24 protein-coding genes are annotated in these 19,322 nt (G+C 67.7%); 18 read left to right on the forward strand and 6 right to left on the reverse strand.

The genetic code is table 11. The features are described 5' to 3' along the window. Positions 1 to 231 precede the first annotated feature (231 nt). From hda to ABE483_RS18380, 3 genes are read right to left on the reverse strand one after another with little or no spacing between them, the layout of a single operon-like run. On the reverse strand, positions 232 to 942 hold the full coding sequence (hda, locus tag ABE483_RS18370; protein WP_019185422.1) for a DnaA regulatory inactivator Hda: 711 nt from the start codon (positions 940 to 942) through the stop codon (positions 232 to 234). Further along, positions 939 to 2,111: an AI-2E family transporter gene (locus ABE483_RS18375; protein WP_346482155.1), complete on the reverse strand. Its 1,173-nt coding sequence runs from the start codon at positions 2,109 to 2,111 to the stop codon at positions 939 to 941. The genes hda and ABE483_RS18375 overlap by 4 nt, the downstream gene beginning before the upstream one ends. Continuing rightward, positions 2,108 to 3,232, reverse strand: coding sequence for a DUF2066 domain-containing protein (locus tag ABE483_RS18380; RefSeq protein WP_346482156.1), 1,125 nt, complete (start codon positions 3,230 to 3,232; stop codon positions 2,108 to 2,110). The genes ABE483_RS18375 and ABE483_RS18380 overlap by 4 nt, the downstream gene beginning before the upstream one ends. A gap of 138 nt (positions 3,233 to 3,370) precedes the next feature. On the opposite strand from ABE483_RS18380, the gene purM reads away from it, so the two are divergent. The 5 genes from purM (at position 3,371) to ABE483_RS18405 (ending at position 7,067) form a co-directional block, all read left to right on the forward strand. After that, positions 3,371 to 4,396, forward strand: coding sequence for a phosphoribosylformylglycinamidine cyclo-ligase (gene purM, locus ABE483_RS18385; protein ID WP_313212611.1), 1,026 nt, complete (start codon positions 3,371 to 3,373; stop codon positions 4,394 to 4,396). An 8-nt stretch (positions 4,397 to 4,404) separates the two neighbouring features. Beyond that, positions 4,405 to 4,887, forward strand: coding sequence for a hypothetical protein (locus ABE483_RS18390; protein WP_346482157.1), 483 nt, complete (start codon positions 4,405 to 4,407; stop codon positions 4,885 to 4,887). Next, positions 4,884 to 5,537 (forward strand): phosphoribosylglycinamide formyltransferase, encoded by a 654-nt coding sequence (gene purN / locus ABE483_RS18395; protein ID WP_313212591.1) that lies wholly within the window; start codon positions 4,884 to 4,886, stop codon positions 5,535 to 5,537. The genes ABE483_RS18390 and purN overlap by 4 nt, the downstream gene beginning before the upstream one ends. A 100-nt stretch (positions 5,538 to 5,637) precedes the next feature. Further along, positions 5,638 to 6,381, forward strand: coding sequence for a DUF3108 domain-containing protein (locus ABE483_RS18400; RefSeq protein ID WP_313212610.1), 744 nt, complete (start codon positions 5,638 to 5,640; stop codon positions 6,379 to 6,381). A 2-nt stretch (positions 6,382 to 6,383) separates the two neighbouring features. Then, complete coding sequence (locus ABE483_RS18405; RefSeq protein ID WP_313212590.1) at positions 6,384 to 7,067, forward strand: DUF3108 domain-containing protein; 684 nt, start codon at positions 6,384 to 6,386, stop codon at positions 7,065 to 7,067. Between the two features lie 33 nt (positions 7,068 to 7,100). Here the strand turns inward: ABE483_RS18405 and ABE483_RS18410 are convergent, their stop codons facing one another. The 3 genes from ABE483_RS18410 to ABE483_RS18420 all read right to left on the reverse strand — a co-directional run bounded on the left by ABE483_RS18410 (position 7,101) and on the right by ABE483_RS18420 (position 8,989). Beyond that, positions 7,101 to 7,409 (reverse strand): EF-hand domain-containing protein, encoded by a 309-nt coding sequence (locus tag ABE483_RS18410; protein ID WP_313212589.1) that lies wholly within the window; start codon positions 7,407 to 7,409, stop codon positions 7,101 to 7,103. After that, entirely contained in the window at positions 7,406 to 8,680 is a 1,275-nt protein-coding gene (murA, locus tag ABE483_RS18415) for a UDP-N-acetylglucosamine 1-carboxyvinyltransferase (protein ID WP_313217454.1), read from the reverse strand. Before murA ends, ABE483_RS18410 begins: the two co-directional genes overlap by 4 nt. A gap of 78 nt (positions 8,681 to 8,758) precedes the next feature. Next, positions 8,759 to 8,989 carry a BolA family protein gene (locus ABE483_RS18420; protein ID WP_313212896.1) on the reverse strand — a complete coding sequence of 77 codons (231 nt, stop codon included), beginning with the start codon at positions 8,987 to 8,989 and terminating at the stop codon, positions 8,759 to 8,761. Positions 8,990 to 9,042: 53 nt separating this feature from the next. Here ABE483_RS18420 and ABE483_RS18425 point away from each other — a divergent pair, with 53 nt between their 5' ends. The 13 genes from ABE483_RS18425 (at position 9,043) to ptsP (ending at position 19,273) form a co-directional block, all read left to right on the forward strand. Beyond that, positions 9,043 to 10,044 (forward strand): KpsF/GutQ family sugar-phosphate isomerase, encoded by a 1,002-nt coding sequence (locus ABE483_RS18425; RefSeq protein ID WP_346482158.1) that lies wholly within the window; start codon positions 9,043 to 9,045, stop codon positions 10,042 to 10,044. Between the two features lie 43 nt (positions 10,045 to 10,087). Beyond that, entirely contained in the window at positions 10,088 to 10,636 is a 549-nt protein-coding gene (locus ABE483_RS18430; protein WP_123728563.1) for an HAD hydrolase family protein, read from the forward strand. Continuing rightward, positions 10,633 to 11,199: an LPS export ABC transporter periplasmic protein LptC gene (gene lptC / locus ABE483_RS18435; protein ID WP_121043149.1), complete on the forward strand. Its 567-nt coding sequence runs from the start codon at positions 10,633 to 10,635 to the stop codon at positions 11,197 to 11,199. The genes ABE483_RS18430 and lptC overlap by 4 nt, the downstream gene beginning before the upstream one ends. After that, complete coding sequence (lptA, locus tag ABE483_RS18440; protein ID WP_313212888.1) at positions 11,177 to 11,752, forward strand: lipopolysaccharide transport periplasmic protein LptA; 576 nt, start codon at positions 11,177 to 11,179, stop codon at positions 11,750 to 11,752. Before lptC ends, lptA begins: the two co-directional genes overlap by 23 nt. Continuing rightward, complete coding sequence (lptB, locus tag ABE483_RS18445) at positions 11,752 to 12,471, forward strand: LPS export ABC transporter ATP-binding protein (RefSeq protein ID WP_019185407.1); 720 nt, start codon at positions 11,752 to 11,754, stop codon at positions 12,469 to 12,471. Before lptA ends, lptB begins: the two co-directional genes overlap by 1 nt. A 42-nt stretch (positions 12,472 to 12,513) precedes the next feature. Continuing rightward, complete coding sequence (locus ABE483_RS18450; RefSeq protein WP_313212885.1) at positions 12,514 to 13,953, forward strand: RNA polymerase factor sigma-54; 1,440 nt, start codon at positions 12,514 to 12,516, stop codon at positions 13,951 to 13,953. Positions 13,954 to 14,011: 58 nt separating this feature from the next. Then, the gene (raiA, locus tag ABE483_RS18455; protein WP_046274055.1) at positions 14,012 to 14,338 is read left to right on the forward strand and encodes a ribosome-associated translation inhibitor RaiA; all 327 of its coding nucleotides are present in this window, start codon (positions 14,012 to 14,014) and stop codon (positions 14,336 to 14,338) included. A gap of 21 nt (positions 14,339 to 14,359) precedes the next feature. Next, positions 14,360 to 14,812, forward strand: a complete 453-nt coding sequence (locus tag ABE483_RS18460) for a PTS sugar transporter subunit IIA (protein ID WP_121043141.1) — start codon at positions 14,360 to 14,362, stop codon at positions 14,810 to 14,812. After that, the gene (gene hprK, locus ABE483_RS18465; RefSeq protein ID WP_019185403.1) at positions 14,809 to 15,759 is read left to right on the forward strand and encodes an HPr(Ser) kinase/phosphatase; all 951 of its coding nucleotides are present in this window, start codon (positions 14,809 to 14,811) and stop codon (positions 15,757 to 15,759) included. Before ABE483_RS18460 ends, hprK begins: the two co-directional genes overlap by 4 nt. Beyond that, positions 15,756 to 16,652: an RNase adapter RapZ gene (rapZ, locus tag ABE483_RS18470; RefSeq protein WP_183073811.1), complete on the forward strand. Its 897-nt coding sequence runs from the start codon at positions 15,756 to 15,758 to the stop codon at positions 16,650 to 16,652. The genes hprK and rapZ overlap by 4 nt, the downstream gene beginning before the upstream one ends. A 197-nt stretch (positions 16,653 to 16,849) precedes the next feature. Further along, positions 16,850 to 17,242, forward strand: a complete 393-nt coding sequence (locus tag ABE483_RS18475; RefSeq protein WP_019185401.1) for a PTS sugar transporter subunit IIA — start codon at positions 16,850 to 16,852, stop codon at positions 17,240 to 17,242. Continuing rightward, positions 17,235 to 17,504 carry an HPr family phosphocarrier protein gene (locus tag ABE483_RS18480; RefSeq protein ID WP_088432826.1) on the forward strand — a complete coding sequence of 90 codons (270 nt, stop codon included), beginning with the start codon at positions 17,235 to 17,237 and terminating at the stop codon, positions 17,502 to 17,504. The genes ABE483_RS18475 and ABE483_RS18480 overlap by 8 nt, the downstream gene beginning before the upstream one ends. A gap of 59 nt (positions 17,505 to 17,563) precedes the next feature. Then, positions 17,564 to 19,273: a phosphoenolpyruvate--protein phosphotransferase gene (gene ptsP / locus ABE483_RS18485; RefSeq protein WP_313212877.1), complete on the forward strand. Its 1,710-nt coding sequence runs from the start codon at positions 17,564 to 17,566 to the stop codon at positions 19,271 to 19,273. Positions 19,274 to 19,322: the final 49 nt, after the last annotated feature.

Below are 19,322 nucleotides of genomic sequence, written 5' to 3' on the forward strand. Positions count from 1 at the left end.
GCTCTACACGGCGGGGGCCGTCTCCTGAGCAGCCGACCAACGGTCGGCTCTACACGGTGGGGCCGTCTCCTGAGCAGCCGACCAACGGTCGGCTCTACACGGCGGGGGCCGTCTCCTGAGCAGCCGACCAACGGTCGGCTCTACACGGCGGGGGCCGTCTCCTGAGCAGCCGACCAACGGTCGGCTCTACACGGTGGGGCCGTCTCCTGAGCAGCCGACCAACGGTCGGCTCTACAACAGGTGTGGGCCGTCTTCCAGGACCTGGCGCAGGAACGGCACGGTGATGCGGCGCTGCGCCGCCAGCGATTCGCGGTCCAGCCAATCCAACAGACTGACCAGGCTGCCCAGCTCGCGGCCGGTACGGGTCAGCAACCATTCGATCGCCGCTTCATCGATCGCCAGGCCACGTCGCGCCGCGCGCTCGCGCAGCACCGCCGCGCGGCCTTCGTCATCCAGCGGCTGCAGCACCACGCGCACGCATTGCTGCAGGCGTGAGCGCAGGTCCGGCAACACCAGCCCAAGTTGATCCGGCGCGTGCTGCGCGGTGTACAGCAGGGTGATGCCCGCCGCGCGCGCACGGTTGTGGAAATCGAACAGCGCCACTTCGTCTTCGCGCTGCCCGGCCACGGCATCCAGCCCATCCAGCGCGACCAGGTCGCGGCCTTCCAGTGATTCCAGCGCGGCGCGCGTACGCCCCACCACCGCCTTCAGCGGCAGATAGGTCGGCTGGCGGCCGGCCTGTTCGGCCAGCGAGCACATCGCCAGCGCCTGATGGGTCTTGCCGGTGCCCGGCGCGCCCTCCAGATACACCCAGTCGTGCGCGGCGCCCACGGCAATGGCGCGCAGCTGCGCCAGCGCGCCATCCGGCGCACCGATGAAGGTCTCCAACCGCTCGTCCTGCGGGTAGCGCAGGGCAAGCGGCAACTGCGGAACGACACTCACTGTGCGTCCGGCCCCTTCGGGGTGCCGACGATCACGATCTCGGGCTTGTCGACGTAGGCATCGAGCACGATCGCCGATTTCTCACCGGCGTACAGATCGCTCTGGCGATAGCGCTGATGTGCATAACGCAGCAGCACGTTGCTGACCGCCGCCACCGGCAGGGCCAGCAGCATGCCGAGGAAGCCGAACAGCTGGCCACCGGCCATCACCGCGAAAATCACCGCCACCGGGTGCAGGCCGATCTTGTCGCCGACGATGCGCGGGGTCAGCACGTAGCTTTCCAGCAGCTGGCCCACGGTGAACACGACGCCGACCAGGATCAGCAGCTTCAGATCGAAGCCCTGCGCCTGCACCAGCGCCGCCGCAACCGCCATGACGATGCCGGTGGTCGCGCCGAGGTACGGGATGAAGCTGATCAGGCCGGCCACCAGGCCGATCAACAGGCCCAGCTTCAGGCCGACCAGCGACAGGCCGGCGGCGTACACCACGCCCAGCGCGATCATCACCAGGAACTGGCCGCGGATGAACGCACCGAGCACTTCGTCCGACTCACGCGCCAGCTTGGTGATGGTGCCGACATGGTTGCGCGGAATCATCGAGGCCACGCGCTCGACCAGCTTGTCCCAGTCGCGCAGGAAGTAGAACGCCAGGATCGGCAGCAGCAGGATGTTGACCACCCAGGTCACCATCGTGAACCCCGAGCGCTGCACGTAGCCAAAGAAGGTCTTGGCGAAGCCGCCGGCCTGCTGCCAGTGGCTGCGCACCCATTCGATCAGGCGATCCGGGTCCATCCACTGCATGATCTCCAGCCCGGTTTTCTGCTCGAACCACGGGATGCCTTTTTCCATCAGCCACTGCTGGGCCTGCGGGATCGCCGCCACCAGGGTGGCGACCTGGCGCTCGATCATCGGCACCAGGATCAGCAAGGCGGCGATGATCAACAGGATCATCGCCACGAACACCAGCACCACGCCGGTGTTGCGCGAGCGACCGGTAGCCTCGATCCGGTCGACCAGCGGGTCACCCAGCCACGCCAACGCCAGGGCCAGCACGAACGGGGTCAGGATCGGGCCAAGCAGCCAGATCACCCAGCCGGCGGCGAGCGCCACCAGGACGTATTTCAACCGCCTGAGGAACTGCGCGATTTCCGCTTCGGGGGTGAGGATCATCGCAGGCGGTACTCGTTGCTGGGCGGCGGCGGCAGGGCCGAGGGGTTGGTTTCATCGATCGGCACCGGCAGTCCCAGCGGCGCGGTCGGCGCGATCACGCCGTTGTCGCCGAGCATGCGGTTCAGGCCGGCCAGGCCGGTGGTCAGTTCCAGCGACAGCTCCAGGCGATCGCCCGAGGCGCGCACCGGGGTGACGTTGCGGACCACGGCCGTCTCGCGCAGGCCGGCGGCCAGGCGCATGTAATCCTCGGCACTGTTCAGGCCCAGCACCACGATCGTGTAGGTCCCGGCGGCGCCGGTGGCGGCCCCGGCCTTGGCGTAGCGGCGCACCAGCGCATCCGCGGCGCCGTCGGCACCGCTGGCCATCGCACGGCGGGCGTCGCTGTCCTTGGTGGTCCACTTGTTCAGTTCTTTGCCGCCATCAACGAACACCCAGTCCGCCACCCAGCCGCTGCCATCGCGGTAGAGCTTGCCGATCAGCTGCATCGGTGGGGCATAGCGCGCGGAGGCCCGCGCCACGGCGGCCGTGTCCTGGCGCCAGATCGCGCCGACCAGTGCCTGCTCGGCGGCGCTGCCCGAGGGCAGGCCCAGCTTGTAGCCGCGCTCGATGGCGCGGTTGAGCAGCGGGCGGGCCGCATTGGCCTGCTGGACGGTCACCAGGCGCGGGCCGGAGCCATCATCGATGGCCAGCCAGATCACCGGCTTCGGGCGGGGCTGCGGCCACAGCGGCAGCCCGAGGGCAGAGATCAGCCCATCGACGTCATCCTCGCGGAAGCGCGCCACCAGGATGGTGCGGTAGCTCGGCGCGCCACCGGCCGAGGTGCTCTGGTCCTGGCGGTAGTCATAGCTGGCCACGTAATCCTTGGCATTGCGCAGGGCCTGCATCACGCCGGGGCGGCTCATCACGCTGCGGTCGCCCGAGAGTTTGGCCAGCACATTGCCCAGCGCCCTGGCCAGGGCACCGTTGCGGTCCGAATCGGCCTGGCTGTTGACCGGGACCTCGGCCTCGTAAGCGCCACTGGCACTGGCCACATCGCCTTCGGTGCGCAGGCCGCTCTGGGCCATCGAGGCCACCGGCAGGCACAACGCGAGGAACATCATGAAAAAGAGGCTGCGGCGCATCAGGACTTCCATTGAGCGTATCCGGGGGGAATTGTTGCCCGAATAGGGCCTGCGCGCCAACGTGGCCTGTTAAAATCGCGCTTTCACCCCAGCGCAGCGCCGACGCCCGTGACCAATTCCCCGTCCAATCCCTCTCCCCTGACCTACCGCGACGCCGGTGTCGATATCGACGCGGGCAATGAGCTGGTCGAGCGCATCAAGCCGCTGGTGAAGCGCAGTTTCCGCCCGGAAGTCATGGGCGGACTGGGTGGCTTCGGCGCCCTGTTCGACCTCTCCAACAAGTACCGCGAGCCGGTCCTGGTCTCGGGCACGGACGGCGTGGGCACCAAGCTGAAGCTCGCACAACAGCTGGGCCGCCACGACACGATCGGCATCGATCTGGTCGCGATGTGCGTGAACGACGTGTTGGTCCAGGGTGCCGAGCCGCTGTTCTTCCTGGATTATTTCGCCACCGGCAAGCTGGACATCGACACCGCTGCGGCGGTCGTGGGCGGCATCGCCAACGGCTGCACCGAGGCCGGTTGCGCGCTGATCGGCGGTGAGACCGCTGAAATGCCCGACATGTATGCCCCGGGCGAGTACGACCTGGCCGGCTTCACCGTCGCCGGCGTCGAGAAGAGCGAAATGAAGGACGGCGCCAGCGTGGCCGCCGGCGACGTGCTGATCGGCATCGCCTCCTCCGGCCCGCATTCCAACGGCTACTCGCTGGTGCGCCGCATCTATGACCGCGCCGGTCAGCCAGCCGATCTGGAGCTGGACGGCGGGGTCAAGCTGGTCGATGCGCTGATGGCGCCGACCCGCCTGTACGTCAAGCCGATCCTGGCGCTGCTCAAGACCCACGGCGCGGCGATCCACGGCATGGCCCACATCACCGGTGGCGGCCTGACCGAGAACATCATCCGCGTGGTGCCCGACGGCCTGGGCCTGGACATCAAGGCCGACGCCTGGACCCTGCCGCCGGTGTTCCAGTGGCTGCAGAAGGAAGGCGCCGTGGCCGACAGCGAGATGTGGCGCACCTTCAACTGCGGCATCGGCTTCGTGCTGATCGTGGCCGCCAGCGACGCCGCCTCGGTCGGTGCCGCGGTGGCCGCGCAGGGCCTGGACCACTGGACCATCGGTGAAGTGACCCGCGCCGACGGCGCCGAACGCGTCAAGATCGGCTGAACCCGGTCATGGAGCCCCGCCCGGAGGCCGCCGCTCAACCGCCGTCGCTGCCCACCGCAGCGGCGCCGTCCCTGCCGGCCACGGCGGGCGACACCTCGCAGCTGCAGTTGCTGTCGGTCTTCCACTATGTGTTGGCCGGTCTGACCGCCCTGTTCTCGCTGTTCCCGCTGATCTACCTGCTGATGGGCGTGGCGGTGATCTTCGCCGCGCCGGCGCCGCTGGCGCCCGGTGAGGCGCCGCCGCCGTTCGATCCGCGCCTGCTTGGGTGGGTGTTCGTGCTGATCGGCGGGCTGGGCTGCGTTGCCGGGCTGGTGCTGGCCGGTTACATGGCCTATGCCGGGCGCTGCCTGGCGCAGCACCGGCGTTACCTGCTGTGCATGGTGGTGGCCGGCATCGCCTGCATCTTCATGCCATTCGGTACCGCGCTGGGCGTGTTCACCCTGGTGGTGCTGTCGCGCCCCGCGGTCAAGGCGGCCTTCCCAACCGCATGAGCAGCCGTATCGCCGTCCTTGCCTCCGGCCGGGGCAGTAATCTGCAGGCCATCCTCGATGCCATCGCCGCGCAGCGGTTGGATGCGCAGGTCGTGGCCGTGCTCTCGGACAAGCCCGAAGCCTCGGCCCTGCTCAAGGTGAGCCCGGATCAGCGCTGGGCACGTTCGCCCAAGGACTTCCCGGACCGCGCCGCCTTCGATGCGGCGATGGCCGATGCGCTGGACGCCTTCGCGCCGGACTGGATCGTCTGCGCCGGTTACATGCGCATCCTCGGCCCGGCCTTCGTGGCCCGGTTCGATGGCCGCCTGGTCAACATCCATCCCTCGCTGCTGCCGCTCTACAAGGGCCTGCACACGCATGCGCGCGCACTGGAGGCCGGCGATGCCGAGCATGGCGCCAGCGTGCACTTCGTGGTGCCCGAACTGGATGCCGGCACGGTGCTGGCCCAGGCCCGGGTGCCGGTGCAGGCCGGCGACACCGCCGACGCCCTGGCCCTGCGGGTGCTGGCCGTGGAGCATCCGCTGCTGATCGCCAGCCTCGCGCTGCTGGTCAGCGGCCGCGTAACTGAACAGGCAGGTCAGCTCCAGCTCGATGGTCACCCCCTGTTTAGCCCGCTGCGCCTAGATTGCGCCGGACAGCTGAACCGATAAGCGCCGCGCACACACGCCGCTGATCCCGGCGCTGGCATTCTTTCCCCTCCTCCACCGACCGGCCCGCATGAGAACGCCTTTGTTCAAGCCCGTGCTGCTGATGGCATCCCTGCTGTGCACCGCCGCCCTTGCCCACGCGCAGGAGACGGCCACGCCACCGCTGCCCGCGCTGCCTGCCATGAGCTGGGAAGCGCCGCCGCTGCAGCCGTTCACCGCCACCTACCAGGCCCTCTACAAGGGCAAGCAGGCCGGCGATGCCACCATGCGTGTCACCCACACCGGCGGTGACCAGTGGCGCGTGGACATGCAGGTGGTCGGCCGCAGCGGTTTCGCCAGCGTGCTCGGCTTGAACCTGGAGCAGAGCACGGTGTTCGAGAACCGCAACGGGACCTATGTGCCGTTGAGCCAGAGCACGGTCCGCAAGGGCCTGTTCCTGGGCAAGAAGGTCACCGGCACCTATGACTGGCAGGCCGGTACCGCCCAATGGCTGGGCGATCTGAAGAAGGAACGCCGCCAGCCGATCCCGCTGCAGCCCGGCGACCAGAGCGCGCTGCTGCTGAACCTGGCGATCATGCGCGATGCGCGTCCCGGCGGGCAGATGCATTACCGCTACGTGGACGTGGGCCGCGTCCGCCAGCACGACTACCAGGCCGCACCGGACACCGAGAACGTGCCCGTCGGCGATCTGTCCTACAACGCGCTGCGGGTGTATCGCACCAACGGCGGCAATGACGAAACCATCCTCTGGATCGCCAACGGTGTCCCCACGCCGGTCCGCATCCTGCAACGCGAAGACGGCGAAGATCGGATTGATCTGCGCCTGATCGAATACCAAGGAGTCTGAGCATGACCACACTGAACCGTCCGCTGACCTGGATCGCCGCCGGCGCCCTTGCCGTGGTGAGCCTGCCGGCCATGGCGCTGCAGCCGTTCAAGGCCGATTACCAGGCCAGCTACATGGGCATGCAGGCCAACGGCACCATGACCCTGGCCAGTGAAGGCGCCAACAAGTGGCGCTACAGCCTGAACGTGAAGAACCAGCTGGCCGATCTCAGCCAGACCACCGTGTTCGAAGAGGCCAACGGCCGCCTGCGCCCGCTGACCAGCAACGACCGCTCGGTGCTGCTGGTCAAGAAGCGCAATGTCGATGCCAACTACAACTGGAACAGCAACCAGGCCACCTGGACCGGCGACGTCAAGCCGGACCGCCGTGGTCCGGTGGCGCTCAAGCCCGGCGACATGGATGCCCTGCTGATCAACCTGGCGATCGCGCGTGATCTGGCCGCCGGCAAGCCGCTGAACTACCGCATGGTGGACGAAGGCCGGATCAAGCCGATGTCCTACAAGGTGGTCGGCAAGGAAAAGATCACCGTGGCGGGCAAGTCCTACGACGCGACCAAGGTCTCGCGCGTGGACGGCAACAAGGAGCTGATCGCCTGGATCGTGCCGGAGTTCCCGGTGCCGGCGCGTCTGCTGCAGCGTGAGAGCGGCAAGGATGCGCTGGATCTGACGATCAAAGGGATGAACTGACCAAGAAAAACGCCCGCTTTCGCGGGCGTTTTTTCATTCCGGCCTGGCCTCGCCGAACACCGTCTTGCAGTCCACCCGGATCTGCTGCCGCGTGTCGCGCCAGTAGTAGGTGCTGCACTGCCGGTTGCCGTCGACACTCTTGTCCACGCCGACCGCATAGAACGACTGGAACACTTCGGTACGGCTGACCGTGCCGTCCGCGTTCCAGTCCATGTCTTCCTGCTGGATGCCCTGGGTGATCGCGATGCCGGCGTACCAGGCGTAGCCCAGCCACGCCAGCACGATCAGTACCAGCACCAGCAGCGCCTTGCGGCGGCGGGTGAACCGGCCGCGCAGGATCATGCGGCGATACGCCGGATGGTGGCGCCCAGCGAGGACAGCTTCTCTTCGATGTTCTCGTAGCCGCGGTCCAGGTGGTAGATGCGGTCGATGGTGGTGTCACCCTCGGCCATCAGGCCAGCCAGGATCAGCGAGGCCGACGCGCGCAGATCGGTCGCCATCACCGGCGCGCCGCTCAGCTGCTCGGCACCGCGCACGATCGCGGTATGGCCTTCGACCTGGATGTCCGCGCCCAGGCGCAGCAGCTCGTTGACGTGCATGAAACGGTTTTCGAAGATCGTTTCGTTGATCACGCCCACGCCGTCGGCCACGCAGTTGAGCGCCATGAACTGCGCCTGCATGTCGGTCGGGAACGCCGGGTACGGCGCGGTGGTCAGGTTGACCGCGCGCGGGCGCTTGCCGCCCATGTCCAGGGTGATGCTGTCTTCGGTGGTCTCGATGTGCGCACCGGCCTCCACCAGCTTGGCCAGCACCGCATCCATGGTGTTCGGGCGGGCACGATTGACCGTGACCTTGCCGCCGGTCATCGCCGCGGCGACCAGGAAGGTGCCGGTTTCGATGCGGTCGGGCAGCACCTCATGACGGCCACCGGACAGCGTCTCCACGCCTTCGATCACCAGGCGGGCAGTGCCCAGGCCTTCGATCTTCGCGCCGAGCGCGATCAGGCAGTGCGCCAGATCGGTGACTTCCGGCTCCATTGCGGCGTTGTCCAGCACGGTGGTGCCTTCGGCCAGCACGGCGGCCATCAGCACGTTCTCGGTGCCGGTGACGCTGACCATGTCGAAGGTGAAATGCGCACCCTTCAGACGCTTGGCCTGCGCCTTGATGAAGCCGTTCTCGACGGTGATCTCCGCCCCCAGGGCCTGCAGGCCCTTGATGTGCTGGTCGACCGGACGCGAACCGATCGCGCAGCCGCCCGGCAGCGACACTTCAGCCGCACCGAAGCGGGCCAGCAGCGGGCCGAGCACCAGGATCGAGGCGCGCATGGTCTTGACCAGCTCGTACGGGGCCACGTGCTGATTGACCGAGCGCGGGTCGACCACGATCGCGCTGCCGCGCGAGAGGGTGCCCTGGTCGATGGTGACCTTGGCGCCCAGCTCACCGAGCAGCTTCACGGTGGTGACCACGTCGTGCAGGTGCGGCACGTTGGTGATCTCCACCGGCGCATCGGCCAGCAGCGTCGCGCACAGGATGGGGAGGACAGCGTTCTTGGCGCCGGAAATGTTCACTTCACCGTGCAGCGGCTTGCCGCCGGTCACTACGATCTTGGCCATGGAATCTACTTGAATTGAGGTAGAGCCGACCGTTGGTCGGCTGATCTGATTGGTCGGCTGATCTAATCGGTCCGCGGACTAACCCGCTTCGCCCGGGGTGACGGTCTTCAGCGCCAGCGCATGAATCGCCCCGCCCATCAGATCGCCCAGGGTCGCGTAGACCATGCGGTGACGCGCCAGCGGCATTTTGCCGGCAAAGGCGTCGCAGACCACGGTGGCCTCGAAGTGCACGCCGTCGTCACCCTGCACGTCCGCGCGGGCGCCAGGCAGGCCGGTTTCGATCAGATTGCGGATGGTCTCGGCGTCCAACGGGCTTTCCTAATAAAATGAGCGCTCATTCTACTCTTCCACGTGGCGCTCGCATGGCTGTCTCGCCCCAACTTCCCCATCCGGCCGACGCTGCGGCACTGGTCGCCAGCGGCCGCCGCGTGTTCGAGATCGAGCGCGATGCGCTGGGCGCGGTCGCCGAGCGGCTGGGCGAAGCGTTCAGCCAGGCCTGCCAGCTGGTCCTAAAGAGCAAGGGCCGCGTGGTCGCCACCGGCATGGGCAAGTCCGGCCATGTCGCCCGCAAGATCGCCGCCACGCTGGCTTCGACCGGCACCCCGGCCTTCTACGTGCACCCCGGTGAAGCCGGCCACGGCGATCTGGGCATGATCACCGAGGCCGACGTGGTGCTGGCGCTGTCCTATTCGGGCGAGTCCGATGAGCTGCTGATGCTGCTGCCGGTGCTCAAGCGCCAGGGCAACCGCCTGATCGCGATGACCGGCCGCCCGCAGTCCAGCCTGGCCACCGCCGCCGACGTTCACCTGGATGTCAGCGTGCCGGCCGAGGCCTGCCCGCTGGCGCTGGCCCCGACCTCCAGCACCACCGCCTCGCTGGCGATGGGCGATGCGCTGGCCGTGGCCCTGCTCGATGCCCGCGGCTTCACCGCCGACGACTTCGCCCGCTCCCACCCGGCCGGCAGCCTGGGCCGCCGCCTGCTGCTGCACATCACCGATGTCATGCACAGCGGCGATGAGCTGCCGCGCGTGGACGTCGGCGCCAGCCTCAGCGAAGCCCTGGTGGAGATGAGCCGCAAGCGGCTGGGCATGACCGCGGTAGTGGATGCCGACAACCGTCTGATCGGCCTGTTCACCGACGGCGACCTGCGCCGCGCGCTGGATACCGAGCTGGACGTGCGCAGCGCGCGGATCGCCGATGTGATGACCCGCGGCCCGCGCACCATCGGGGCCGATCAGCTCGCGGCCGAAGCGGCGCAGCTGATGGAAGCCCACAAGATCAATGGCTTGATGGTGGTCGATGCCGAAGGCCACCTGGTCGGCGCGCTCAACATTCATGACCTGTTGCGGGCCCGGGTGGTTTAAACCACAGTTGCCTTCCTCCATTCAGCTGAGCTGCCCCCAGACGATGCCCTACTCCCCGTTGCCCGGTTTCCCGTCCCACCTGCATGCCGCTGCCGGCCGTATCCGGCTGGCCTGCTTCGACGTGGACGGCACGCTCACCGACGGTCGGCTCTACTACGACAAGGACGGCAACGAGAGCAAGGCGTATTACGTGCAGGACGGACTCGGCCTGAAACTGCTGCAACACCACGGTATCCACCCGGTGCTGATCACCGCGCGCAACAGCCAATCCGCGCTCAAGCGTGGGGCGGACCTGGGCATCGATACCCAGATCGCGGTTGGCGACAAGCTGGCCAGCGTCAAGGCGCTGTGCGAGCAGCACGGCATCGGCCTGGACCAGGTGGCCTTCATGGGTGACGACCTGCCCGATCTCGGCCCGCTGTGCGCGGTCGGCCTGGCGGTCGCGCCGGCCAATGCCCACCCGTGGATCGCCGAGCGGGTGCACTGGCAGACCCGCAGCGATGGCGGCAAGGGCGCGGCGCGTGAGCTGTGCGACGTGCTGTTGGCCGCCCAGGGCCATGTGGATGCGGTGCTGGCGAGGTTCGGCGCATGAACGTGCGTACCGCCATCGGTGGCCTGCTGCTGGTCGCCGCACTGCTGACCGGCTGGCTGGCCCTGCACCATCGCGACAAGGCCCCCGCGGCCGAGGGCGAGGATGCCACCAAGGATTACGTGCTGCATGATTTCCAGATCGTGGCGCTGGACGAACAGGGCAAGGAATCCACCACCCTGCGCGCCCCGCTGCTGGAGCGTGCGCGCAGCGATGAAACGATGACCCTGACCACGCCCGTGTTCCTGCTGCCCGACCAGGACGGCAACCACTGGGAAATGCGTGGCGACAGTGGCTGGGTCAGCGCCAAGGGCGACCAGCTCAAGCTCATCGGCAACGTCAGCGGCGACAGCCCCAAGGTTGCCGGTGCACCGCCCACCACCTTCCGCACCGATCATCTGGACGTGTTCCCGAAAGAGAACCGTGCCAAGACCGATGCCCGGGTCACCATGACCCGCCCGGGCCTGTCGCAGACAGGTGTCGGCTTCGAAGCCGACATGAAAACCCGGCAGTACAAACTCCTTTCACAGGTCAAGACCCGCTATGAACCGAACGCTGCCCGCTAAGCTCGCGCTGCTCGCCCTGCTGCTGCCCGGCGTGGCGCTGGCCAAGTCGTCCGACCGCAACCAGCCGATGAACCTGGAATCCAACAGCAACGATTGCAACCTGACCGACGATGCGGGCAAGTGCACGTTCACCGGCAACGTGGTGATCACCCAGGGCAGCCTGGTGATCCACGCCGCCAACGCCGATCTGTTCCGCAAGAACGGCGATATCGAACGCGTCGTGCTGACCGGCAAGCAGGCCACACTGGAACAGGAAATGGATGACGGCTCCAAGATGAATGCCTGGGCCGACAACATGGACTACAACGTCAACAGCGAAGTGATCATCCTCACCGGCAACTACAAGGTCGAGTCGCCGCGCGGCACCAACAGCGGCCAGAAGATGACGTACAACACCCGCACCGGCAACATGCAGAGCGGTGGCGACGGCACCCGCGTGCGCACGGTCATCCAGCCCAAGAACAAGGGCGCCGCACCGGCCACCCCGGCTGCCAAGCCGGCCACGCCCGCGGCCAAGCCGGCCACTCCGCCCGCCGCCGGGAGCAAGAAGTAATGCTCGTCGCCAAAGGCCTGCGCAAGCGCTACAAGCAGCGTGAAGTCGTCAAGGATTTCGGGCTGACCCTGGAGGCCGGTGAAGTGGTCGGCCTGCTCGGCCCCAACGGTGCCGGCAAGACCACCTGCTTCTACATGATCGTCGGCCTGGTCGAGACCGATGCCGGCAGCATCGTGCTGGACGGCAAGGACATCACCAGCGACCCGATGTACACCCGCGCCAAGCAGGGCGTAGGCTACCTGCCGCAGGAACCCTCGGTGTTCCGCAAGCTGACCGTGGCCGACAACCTGCGCCTGGTGCTGGAACTGCGCGAGGACCTGGACAAGGCCGGCCGCGAAAAGGAACTGGCCAGCCTGCTGGACGAGCTGCAGATCAACCACGTGGCCGACCAGCTCGGTGCGAGCCTCTCCGGTGGTGAGCGCCGCCGTTGTGAAATCGCCCGCGCGCTGGCCGCCAAACCGCGCCTGATCCTGCTCGATGAACCATTCGCCGGTGTCGACCCGATCTCGGTCGGTGAAATCCAGCGCATCGTCACCCACCTCAAGCAGCGCGGGATCGGGGTGCTGATCACCGACCACAATGTCCGCGAAACCTTGGGAATCTGCGACCGCGCGTATATCCTCAACGAGGGCAGCGTGCTGGCACAGGGCGCGCCGGACGAGATCCTGGCCAACGCCGACGTCCGCCGCGTCTACCTTGGGGACACCTTCAAGCTCTGATCCAGCGGCCGCCGCAACGCCTTCCTTCCGTTCGGCACAGGCATGAAAGCACGGCTGCAGACATCGATGGGGCAACACCTGGTCATGACGCCGCAGCTGCGTCAGGCGATCAAGCTGTTGCAGATGTCCAGCGCCGAGCTCGAGCTGGAAATCAACGAAGCGGTGGAGACCAACCCGCTGCTGGACTGGGCCGAGAACGCTGAACCGGCGCTCGAGGCCAGTCCTGGCGAGGACACGCCCCCGCCCGCCCCCACCGATACCCACGCCGATGGCGAGCACCAGGTCTCGGCCAGCGACGACTGGTCACCCGGCGAAGGCGACTGGACCAGCGGCAGCAGCGGCGGCTCCTTCGACGATGACGACAACGGCAGCGCCGCCGAACGCGTGGCCGAGACCGAATCGCTGGCCGACCACCTGCTCTGGCAGCTGCACCTGTCGCACCTGTCGGCCCGCGACCGCAGCATTGGCGCGGCCCTGATCGATGCCTTCGAAGAAGACGGTTACCTGCGCGAGCCCCTGGCGACCATCGCCGAAACCCTGCTCCCGACCATCCAGGCCGATGAGGCTGAAATCCTGACCGTGCTGCACCAGATCCAGCGCTTCGACCCGGTCGGGGTCGGTGCGCGCTCCCTGGGTGAATGCCTGGACCTGCAGCTGCTGGTACTGCCCGCGCAGACCCCGGGCCTGGCCCTGGCCCGGCGCATCGCCGATGGCCCGCTGGAGCGCCTGCCCCGCAGCGGCGTGGCCGGCATCGCCCACGAGCTGCGCGAGCCACTGGCCGAGGTGGAGGTCGCGGTGCAGCTGCTGCGCTCGCTGGACCCGCGCCCGGGTACCCAGATCGGCGAGCTCTCCCACGACAGCTACGTGGTGCCGGACTGTGTGGTCTGGCGCCAGAACGGCGTCTGGCGCGCCGCCCTGGCCGGCCACGCCGGGCCCAGAGTGGTCATCCACCGCGGCTACGAGCAGCTGATCCGCCGCTGCGGCGAGGCCGACGCCGGCTACATGCGCGCCCACCTGCAGGAGGCACGCTGGCTGCTCAAGGGGCTGGAGGCCCGCGGCGAGACCCTGCTGCGGGTGATGCGCTGCCTGCTCGACCAGCAGGCCGCGTTCCTGGAGTTCGGCGAACAGGCGCTGCGCCCACTGACCCTGCGTGAAGTGGCCGGCGAGCTCGGCCTGCACGAATCCACCATTTCACGCGCGATCGCCCGCAAGTACGTGCGCACCCCGCGCGGCACCCTGCCGCTGCGCGCGTTCTTCGCCTCCGGCATCGATACCGACAGTGGCGGCGAAGCGTCCAGCACCGCCATCCAGGCCATGCTGCGCCGGCTGATCGATGACGAGAACCCGCGTAAGCCGCTTTCTGACGCCAAGCTGGCTGACCTGCTCAAAACCTCGGGAATACCGGTGGCGCGACGCACCGTGGCGAAGTATCGTGAAGCCATGAACATTTCCGCCTCGCACGAAAGGGTAAGAATCGTCTGACGCTCCACCGCGCCCGGCGGGAAGGTTCATTGGCACATCCGAACAAAGGAGAAACCCGATGCACATCGAGACGTTTGGCAAGGACCACCTTGAGATCACCCCGGCTCTGAACGAGTACGTGGAGACCAAGCTGGAACGGCTGAGGAAGCACTTCGACCAGCACTGCGAGGTTCGCGTGCAACTGTCGATCCGCAAGCCGGAGCACCATGCCGATGCGAGTGTGAATGTTCCCGGGCAGACTCTGCACGCGGACGCCAGCGGCCCCACCATGTACGCCGCGATCGACATCCTGGCCGACAAGCTTGACCGCCTGGTCATCAAGCACAAAGAGAAAAAGCAGCAGCACGCACCGCAACCGCTGCCGGTGGGCGACAATGAGGGCTGATGCCCTCGTTTCCACCCCGACATGCCTCTGACTGATCTTCTGGCGGCCGTCCGCACGCAAGTGCTGCCGGCCGCCGATCGCGACAGCGTGCTGAAGGCCGCAGCCCGCCTGCTGGCCTGCCGCGAAGCCAACGCCGAGCTGCTGTACCAGAACCTGTGCCAGCGCGAGACGCTGGGCAGCACCGCGATCGGCCACGGCATCGCCATTCCCCACGGCCGCGCCCCCCTGCTTGAACGCCCCCGCGGCGCCCTGCTGCGGCTGGAATCGCCGGTGGAATTCGGCGGCGATGAACCGGTCGACCTGGTCTTCGCGATTGCCGTGCCTGCGCACTACACCCATCAACACCTGATGCTGCTCTCCGAGCTGGCCGAGCTGTTCTCCGAACCGGCCATCCGCCAGGCGCTGCGCGAAGCGCGCGACGGCGACGAGCTGCGTCGGGTCATCGAATTCCCCCCGCCGGCGAGTGCCGCATGAATACCAGCATCACCGCGCGCGAACTGTTCGAACAGCAGCGTGACCGCCTGAGCCTGCGCTGGGTCGCCGGCCAGCAGGGCGAGCGCCGTGAGCTGGAGGCCGGCAATAAGGTCTCCCGTCGTCCTTCGCTGGCCGGCTACCTCAACGCGATCTACCCCAACAAGGTGCAGATCCTGGGCACCGAGGAACTGTCCTGGCTGGACTCGCTGGACTCACGCCAACGCTGGGAGACCATCGAGCGGATCATGCAGTCCCATCCGCTGGCGCTGGTGATCACCCGCAACCAGTCCTGCCCGGAGGACCTGCGCGCGGCCGCGGACGAATCGCAGACCCCGCTGTGGATTTCGCCCAAGCGCGGCCACGAACTGCTCAACCACCTGTCCTACCACCTGGCGCGCACGCTGGCGCCGCGGGTGATCCTGCATGGCGTGTTCATGGAGATCTACTCCATCGGCGTACTGATCACCGGTGAAGCCGGCTCGGGCAAGAGCGAGCTGGCGCTGGAGCTGCTCAGCCGCGGCCACCGCCTGGTCGCCGACGATGCCCCTGAGTTCACCCAGATCGCCCCGGACGTGCTCGACGGCACCTGCCCGGAGCTGCTGCAGGACCTGCTGGAAGTCCGCGGCCTGGGCGTGCTCAACGTGCGCGAGATGTTCGGTGACACGGCGGTAAAGAAGAACAAGTACCTTCGGCTGATCGTCCACCTGACCAAGCCGATGACCGAGCCCACCCCCTACGGCTATGAACGCCTCACCGGCGACTCGGGTACCCGCCACGTGCTGGACCTGGATGTGCCGCTGATCACCCTGCCGGTGATGCCCGGCCGCAACCTGGCCGTGCTGACCGAAGCCGCCACGCGCCTGCACATCCTGCGGACCAAGGGCATCGACCCGGCCGCGATGTTCATCGCCCGCCACAGCAACATGTTGGAACGCCGCACGCCATGACCACACCCGCCCCCGCCTCCGCCCCGACCGCCGCCACCCTGATCATCGTCAGTGGGCTGTCCGGGTCCGGCAAGACGGTCGCGCTGAAGACCTTCGAAGACCTCGATTACTACTGCTCGGACAACCTGCCGATCGACCTGCTGCCGGATTTCGTGCGCAGCCTGCTCGGCGATCCCGGCCGCGAGGCCCCGCGCCGGCTGGCGGTCGGCATCGACGTGCGTGCGCAGAGTGACCTGACCCAGCTCTCGCACTGGCGCGAGGATGCCAAGGCGGCCGGCCTGGATGCGCAGCTGCTGTTCTTCGATGCCACCGATGAAACCCTGCTCAAGCGCTACGCCGACACCCGTCGCCGACATCCGCTGAGCCAGCTCGGGCTGTCGCTGCCCGAAGCGATCGCCCGCGAGCGCGAACTCACCGCGCCGCTGCGCGCCGCCGCCGATGCGGTGATCGATACCAGCCATCTCAACGTGCACCAGCTGCGCCGCAAGGTGGTGACCGAGTTCGCGCTGGCCCATGGCAACAAACTCTCGCTGCTGTTCGAATCGTTCGCCTACAAGCGCGGCGTGCCGGCCGAAGCGGACTTCGTGTTCGACGTGCGCGTGCTGCCCAATCCGCATTGGGATCCGGAGCTGCGCCCGCTGTCCGGCCGCGATGCCGGGGTGCGCGAGCATCTGGACGAACAACCCGATGTGCAGCGCTATGCGGGCCAGCTGGTCGATTTCCTCGACACCTGGCTGCCGCGGCTGGGCAATGACACCCGCAGCTATGTGACCGTCGCCTTCGGCTGCACCGGCGGCAAGCATCGCTCGGTGTACATGGCCGAGCGCATGGCCCGCCATGCCCGCGATCAGGGCTGGCCCGAAGTGGCCACCTTCCACCGCGAACTGGACTGAAAACGGGATTGCCGGCAGTGGCCGGCAGCCCGGGGGATCGGGCGTGGCGCCATGCCCGCCCGGCCCACGAAGCGACGGCACCGCGTTGCCTTGTCCTGCTCCGGGCGGGGACAGGTCATCGACACGCTGAACCGCGGAACACAGCAGTCTTTCACGCGTGCTATCGCCAATTCATGTTGACCTGTTAACGTTCGGGAATGACCTGTGGCATTCTCCTCGTAACTCATCCCGGTGTCGGCACGGCCCTGCTGGACGTGGCGACCCGTCTGCTGCGGCACCTGCCGCTGAAGACCGAAGCTTTCGAAGTACCGTTCGACGCAGATATGGACGTCCTGCTCCCGCTCGCCTCGGCCGCTTTGCGCCGGGTGGACAGTGGCCAAGGCGTGCTGATCCTGACCGACCTGTACGGCGCCAGCCCCAGCAATCTGGCCGGGCAACTGGCTCGTCTGGGCACCCCGGCACGCCGGGTTTCGGCGCTGAGCCTGCCGATGTTGATGCGGGTGATGAATTATCCGGAACAGGGACTGGATCAACTGCCTGCCACAGCCGCGGCAGGCACTCGCAATGGAGCGATTGTCGACGATGCTTGAACGTGAACTCACTGTTTCCAACCGCCTGGGCCTGCATGCCCGCGCCACTGCCAAGCTGGTGCAGGAGCTGGCGCCCTTCCGCTGCAACGTGACCATGGCCGCCAAGGGCCGTGAGATCAATGCCAAGAGCATCATGGGCGTCATGCTGCTGGCCGCCGGCCAGGGCACCCCGGTCACCGTGCGCATCGAGGGCGAAGACGAAGCCGCCGCGATGGACGCGGTGGTCGCCCTGTTCGAGCGGCGTTTCGACGAGGACAACTGAGCATGGGGGGGCAGCCGCGATCGGGATCCTCCGCACCGGCCCGGACCGCGTCCGGGGCGATGCTGTTGTCCGGCCACGGTGCCTCGCGCGGTAACGCCCTGGGCCGTGCCCGGGTGCGCCTGCCGCATGCCCTGGAAGTGGCCGAGCAGCGCATTGCGCCGGCCAAGATCGAAGCCGAGCTGGAGCGCCTGCACGTGGCCGTGGAAGCGGCCCGGGGCGAAATGCACGAGCTGCGCCAGCGCCTGCATGGCGCGCTCAACCAGGAGGTCGGCGAATTCCTCGATCTGCATGCCCTGCTGCTCGATGACCCCGAGCTGCTGTTCGGCCTGGACGAACTGATCCGCAGTGGCCCCTACAGCGCCGGCTACGCCTTGCGCGTGCAGCGCGACCGCCTGGCCAAGGTCTTCGATGGCATGGACGATGCCTACCTGAAGAGCCGCATGGACGATCTGGACCATGTGATCGGGCGCATCCATGCCTTCCTGCAGAAGCGCCCGCCGGACGTCAAAGGCATGGCCGGCGAGATCCTGATCTGCGACAACATCGCCCCCTCCGAGCTGGCCCAGCTGCAGGCCCACGGCGTGGTCGGCATCGTCACCGCCGGGGGCAGCGCGCTCTCGCACAGCGCGATCCTGGCGCGCAGCCTGCACCTGCCGTTGATCGTCAACGTCCCGAACGTGCTGCAGAAGGTGGCCGACGGCGACGTGCTGATCATGGACGGCAGCGATGGCACGGTCACCATCAACCCCCAGGCACAGGACCTGCGCGACTACCGCGTGCGCCTGCGCGAGCACGCGCGCGAGCAGCGCGAACTCGGGCGCCTGCGCACCAAACCCAGCCGCACCCGCGACAACGTCGATATCGCCCTGCTCGCCAATGCCGAGTCCAGCGAAGACGTCACCCAGGCGCATGCGCTGGGCGCGCACGGGCTGGGCCTGTACCGCACCGAATTCCTGTTCCTGCAGCGCAACGAGCTGCCGGACGAGCAGGAGCAGTTCGAGACCTACCGCGATGCCGCCCTCGGCATGAGCGGGCGGCCGGTCACCATCCGCACCCTGGACCTGGGCGCGGACAAGGCCGACCGCACCGGGCTGACCCTGAGCAACGAAGAAAACCCGGCGCTGGGCCTGCGTGGCGTCCGCCTGTCGCTGGCGCGGCCGAAAGTGGCCGACACCCAGCTGCGCGCGATCCTGCGCGCCTCGGCCTACGGCAAGCTGCGCATCCTGATCCCGATGGTGAGCACCCGCGAGGAAATCCTTGCGGTCCGCCGGCGCCTGGCCAAGCAGGCCGAACTGCTGCGCGCCGAAGGCCATGAAGTGGCCGAGCACATCCCGTTCGGCGCGATGATCGAAGTACCGGCCGCCGCGATCGCGCTGGAGAGCTTCATCGATCTGGTCGACTTCCTCTCGATCGGCACCAACGATCTGGTCCAGTACCTGCTTGCCGCCGACCGCAACAACGAGGCGGTCGGCGAGCTGTACTCCCCGCTGCACCCGGCGGTAGTGCGCCTGCTCGCGCACATCCTGCGCACCGGCCAGGCGTACAACATTCCGGTGGCGGTCTGCGGCGAGATCGCCGGCGACCCGCTGATGACCCGTCTGCTGCTGGCGCTGGGGCTGACGGAATTCAGCCTGCACCCCGGCACCCTGCTGGAAGTGCGCCGTGCGGTGCGCGACAGCGATCTGTCGGTGCTGCAGGCGATGGCGCCCAAGCTGCTGCAGGCACGCGACCGCCGCGGCATTGAACGCTGGATCGAGAAGGCCCGGTAGTGCCGGCCGCTGGCCGGCTCCGCATGAACCTTCGGATCGGTATGCGTGG

The sequence above is a fragment of the Stenotrophomonas sp. TWI602 genome (assembly GCF_039674045.1).
GTDB lineage: Bacteria > Pseudomonadota > Gammaproteobacteria > Xanthomonadales > Xanthomonadaceae > Stenotrophomonas.

What these genes read in the sequence shown, in the direction of transcription:
- ABE483_RS18375 (WP_346482155.1), bottom strand. Translation starts at nt 2,111, where the DNA reads ATGATCCTCACCCCCGAAGCGGAAATCGCGCAGTTCCTCAGGCGGTTG.
- ABE483_RS18380 (WP_346482156.1), bottom strand. Translation starts at nt 3,232, where the DNA reads ATGCGCCGCAGCCTCTTTTTCATGATGTTCCTCGCGTTGTGCCTGCCG.
- ABE483_RS18390 (WP_346482157.1), top strand. Translation starts at nt 4,405, where the DNA reads ATGGAGCCCCGCCCGGAGGCCGCCGCTCAACCGCCGTCGCTGCCCACC.
- purN (WP_313212591.1), top strand. Translation starts at nt 4,884, where the DNA reads ATGAGCAGCCGTATCGCCGTCCTTGCCTCCGGCCGGGGCAGTAATCTG.
- ABE483_RS18400 (WP_313212610.1), top strand. Translation starts at nt 5,638, where the DNA reads ATGGCATCCCTGCTGTGCACCGCCGCCCTTGCCCACGCGCAGGAGACG.
- ABE483_RS18405 (WP_313212590.1), top strand. Translation starts at nt 6,384, where the DNA reads ATGACCACACTGAACCGTCCGCTGACCTGGATCGCCGCCGGCGCCCTT.
- ABE483_RS18410 (WP_313212589.1), bottom strand. Translation starts at nt 7,409, where the DNA reads ATGATCCTGCGCGGCCGGTTCACCCGCCGCCGCAAGGCGCTGCTGGTG.
- murA (WP_313217454.1), bottom strand. Translation starts at nt 8,680, where the DNA reads ATGGCCAAGATCGTAGTGACCGGCGGCAAGCCGCTGCACGGTGAAGTG.
- ABE483_RS18425 (WP_346482158.1), top strand. Translation starts at nt 9,043, where the DNA reads ATGGCTGTCTCGCCCCAACTTCCCCATCCGGCCGACGCTGCGGCACTG.
- ABE483_RS18430 (WP_123728563.1), top strand. Translation starts at nt 10,088, where the DNA reads ATGCCCTACTCCCCGTTGCCCGGTTTCCCGTCCCACCTGCATGCCGCT.
- lptC (WP_121043149.1), top strand. Translation starts at nt 10,633, where the DNA reads ATGAACGTGCGTACCGCCATCGGTGGCCTGCTGCTGGTCGCCGCACTG.
- lptA (WP_313212888.1), top strand. Translation starts at nt 11,177, where the DNA reads ATGAACCGAACGCTGCCCGCTAAGCTCGCGCTGCTCGCCCTGCTGCTG.
- lptB (WP_019185407.1), top strand. Translation starts at nt 11,752, where the DNA reads ATGCTCGTCGCCAAAGGCCTGCGCAAGCGCTACAAGCAGCGTGAAGTC.
- ABE483_RS18450 (WP_313212885.1), top strand. Translation starts at nt 12,514, where the DNA reads ATGAAAGCACGGCTGCAGACATCGATGGGGCAACACCTGGTCATGACG.
- raiA (WP_046274055.1), top strand. Translation starts at nt 14,012, where the DNA reads ATGCACATCGAGACGTTTGGCAAGGACCACCTTGAGATCACCCCGGCT.
- ABE483_RS18460 (WP_121043141.1), top strand. Translation starts at nt 14,360, where the DNA reads ATGCCTCTGACTGATCTTCTGGCGGCCGTCCGCACGCAAGTGCTGCCG.
- hprK (WP_019185403.1), top strand. Translation starts at nt 14,809, where the DNA reads ATGAATACCAGCATCACCGCGCGCGAACTGTTCGAACAGCAGCGTGAC.
- rapZ (WP_183073811.1), top strand. Translation starts at nt 15,756, where the DNA reads ATGACCACACCCGCCCCCGCCTCCGCCCCGACCGCCGCCACCCTGATC.
- ABE483_RS18475 (WP_019185401.1), top strand. Translation starts at nt 16,850, where the DNA reads ATGACCTGTGGCATTCTCCTCGTAACTCATCCCGGTGTCGGCACGGCC.
- ABE483_RS18480 (WP_088432826.1), top strand. Translation starts at nt 17,235, where the DNA reads ATGCTTGAACGTGAACTCACTGTTTCCAACCGCCTGGGCCTGCATGCC.
- ptsP (WP_313212877.1), top strand. Translation starts at nt 17,564, where the DNA reads ATGCTGTTGTCCGGCCACGGTGCCTCGCGCGGTAACGCCCTGGGCCGT.